The organism is Desulfovibrio sp. 1214_IL3152, from assembly GCF_036763055.1.
GTDB lineage: Bacteria > Desulfobacterota > Desulfovibrionia > Desulfovibrionales > Desulfovibrionaceae > Desulfovibrio.
The window spans coordinates 1-2,875 of sequence record NZ_JBAIYW010000184.1 but is presented as its reverse complement, the minus strand read 5'-3'; the positions used below and the strand labels follow the sequence as shown (position 1 = coordinate 2,875).

3 protein-coding genes are annotated in these 2,875 nt (G+C 60.0%); all 3 read left to right on the top strand.

What is annotated here, in order from left to right; translation table 11 throughout:
- Positions 1-1,130: asparagine--tRNA ligase (gene asnS / locus V6C07_RS03830; RefSeq protein ID WP_333535042.1), on the top strand; the 1,130-nt coding region annotated here is incomplete at its 5' end.
- 324 nt (positions 1,131-1,454) lie between these two features.
- Entirely contained in the window at positions 1,455-2,501 is a 1,047-nt protein-coding gene (locus V6C07_RS03825; protein ID WP_333535041.1) for an aspartate-semialdehyde dehydrogenase, read from the top strand.
- A 64-nt stretch (positions 2,502-2,565) separates the two neighbouring features.
- The coding region (locus V6C07_RS03820) for an aminotransferase class IV (RefSeq protein WP_333535040.1) at positions 2,566-2,875 on the top strand (310 nt) is incomplete at its 3' end.

Genomic DNA, 2,875 nt, shown 5'->3' with positions numbered 1-2,875 from the left:
CCTCGCCGGGCAAGGGGCAGCAGTGGGAAGTGCGCGCACGTGAAGCGCAGGTGTACGGCCTGGCCGACCCGGAGAGCTTTCCCTTGCAGAAAAAGCGCCATTCCGATGAATTTTTGCGCACCATCGCCCACCTGCGGCCGCGAACCAACAAATACGGGGCCGTCTTCCGCATCCGTTCCGAGGCGGGCTTTGCCGTTCACGACTTTTTTCGCGGCCGCCGCTTCGCCTGGGTGCATACTCCGGTGCTTACCGGTGCGGACTGCGAAGGCGCGGGCGAAATGTTCCGCGTGACCACGCTTGAGCCGGGCGCAAAAAATCTGGAGCAGGATTTTTTCAGCCGCCGGTGCAACCTCACGGTTTCGGGCCAGCTTGAGGCGGAAGCTCTGGCTACGGGCCTCGGCCGGGTCTACAGCTTTGGCCCGACCTTCAGGGCGGAAAATTCCAATACCCCGCGCCACGCCGCCGAATTCTGGATGATCGAGCCGGAAATGGCCTTTGCCGACCTGGAAGACCTCATGGAACTGGGCGAAGGGCTTACCCGGCACGTGGTGGAACATGTGCTCACCCACTGTGAAAGCGATGTGAACCTCTTTGACAGCTTTGTGGAAAAGGGCCTGCGGCAGCGCCTTCAGGACATGCTGGCCGCGCCCTTTGGCCGAATTTCCTATACGGAAGCCGTGGAAATCCTGCAAAAATGCGGCAAGGATTTCGCCTTTCCCGTGGCCTTCGGCACAGACCTGCAAACCGAGCACGAACGTTACCTGGCGGAAGAACACTTTAAAAAGCCTGTTATTGTTTACGATTATCCCAAAGATATCAAAGCGTTCTACATGCGCCAGAATGAGGACGGCAAAACCGTGGCCGCTATGGACATGCTTGTGCCGCGCATCGGCGAGCTTATCGGCGGATCGCAGCGTGAAGAGCGCCTGCCCAGGCTCGAAGCCCGCATACGCGAAATGGGGCAGAATCCGGAAGAATACTGGTGGTATCTCGAATTGCGCCGCTTCGGCACAGTGCCGCATGCCGGTTTCGGCCTGGGTTTCGAGCGCCTGCTCATGATGCTGACGGGCATAACCAACATTCGCGACGTGATCCCCTTCCCCCGCACGCCGGGAAATCTGGAATTTTAGGCCGTCACTCCCCGGCCTGCGCCCAATATGCAGCGCCACGCCCGCAGGGCAAGAGCGTGACTGTTCCGCCGGGCAGAATTCGGACATCGACGTCCGATCGACGTCCGGCGGAACAGTTGTATCGGGCCTGGGCGATTACGGCTGCGGCCACCCGTTGGCCCCGGCAGCGGCTGCCGCATAAAACTGCTCATGTAACGCGCAACGCGCCCTTCACATTTACCGCAATCAGGACTATACTGTCGCCTCACCGCGCGCATTTGCCGCGCTCTTTTTATCGGCGGCCCCGTAAGGCCGACGTGCATCGCCCAAGGAGAGCGAAAAGCCATGAGCAAGAAGCTGACTGTTGCCGTTGTTGGCGCCACTGGCGCCGTAGGCCGTGAAATGCTCAAGACCCTTCACGAACGCGATTTTCCCGCCACTGAAATCCGTGCCTTTGCTTCCGCCCGTTCCGCGGGAACCAAGGTCCCTTTCGGTGAGCAGGAACTGACCGTTCAGGAACTGAAAGAAGACGTCTTTGATGGCATTGACCTGGCTATTTTTTCCGCAGGCGGCGCCGCTTCGCTAAAATTTGCCCCCCATGCGGCCCACGCGGGCTGCGTGGTGGTGGACAATTCCTCCACATGGCGCATGGATGACCGCTGCCCCCTGGTGGTGCCTGAAGTCAACGCGCAGGCCCTGGAAGACCACAAGGGCATCATTGCCAATCCCAACTGTTCCACCATCCAGATGATGGTGGCGCTCAAGCCCCTGCACGACGCGGCCAGGATCACGCGCGTGATTGTGTCCACCTATCAGGCGGTTTCAGGCACTGGGCAGAAGGGCATTGAAGAGCTGGAACGCCAGGTGCGCGACCTCTTCAACGGGCGCGATCCTGAAAACAATACCTATCCCTACCGCATTGCCTTCAACTGCCTGCCCCACATCGATGTCTTCCTTGAAAATGACTACACCAAGGAAGAGATGAAGATGGTTCACGAAACCGTCAAAATTCTCGGTGATCCGTCGGTCAAGGTAACGGCGACCTGTGTGCGCGTACCCGTCTTCTACTGCCATGCCGAATCGGTCAACGTGGAAACGGAAAAGAAGCTTTCGGCCAGGGACGCCCGCGTTCTGCTTGCGCAGGCTCCGGGCGTGCGCGTATTCGACAATCCCCGCGAGCTTATGTACCCCATGCCGGGCTACTGCGTGGGCGACGACTACACCTATGTGGGCCGTATCCGCGAGGACGAAACCATCGCAAACGGTCTCAACATGTGGATCGTGGCCGACAACGTGCGCAAGGGCGCGGCCCTCAACACCGTGCAGATCGCCGAAGAGCTTGTGCAGCGCGGCCTTGTGCGCGTGACGGACAAAAACGTCTTCATGTCCTGATATTGAACGTATGCAGCAAACGTGCGGGGCGTTCTGCGCCCCGTGCGCCTTTTGAGGAGACGCCTTGAAAGCCGTTGATGCCCATACCTATCTTGCGGCCCTGCTGGCCGCCCCCCGGCCCGGTTCCGAAAACGTACTGGCCTTCTACGATCACAGGGTGGGGCATATCTGCACCGATGCAAGCCTCCTGCTTTTACCGCTGGATGACCACATCTGCCACAGGGGCGACGGCCTTTTTGAAAGCATCAGCTACCGCCAGGGCAGGCTGCTCAGCTTTGAGCAGCACCTTGCGCGCCTCAGGGACGGCGCTGCGGCGCTCGGCATCACTCCCCCCTGCTCATGGGACGAACTGCGCGCCATCATACTGGATGTGG

What these genes read in the sequence shown, in the direction of transcription:
- V6C07_RS03825 (WP_333535041.1), top strand. Translation starts at nt 1,455, where the DNA reads ATGAGCAAGAAGCTGACTGTTGCCGTTGTTGGCGCCACTGGCGCCGTA.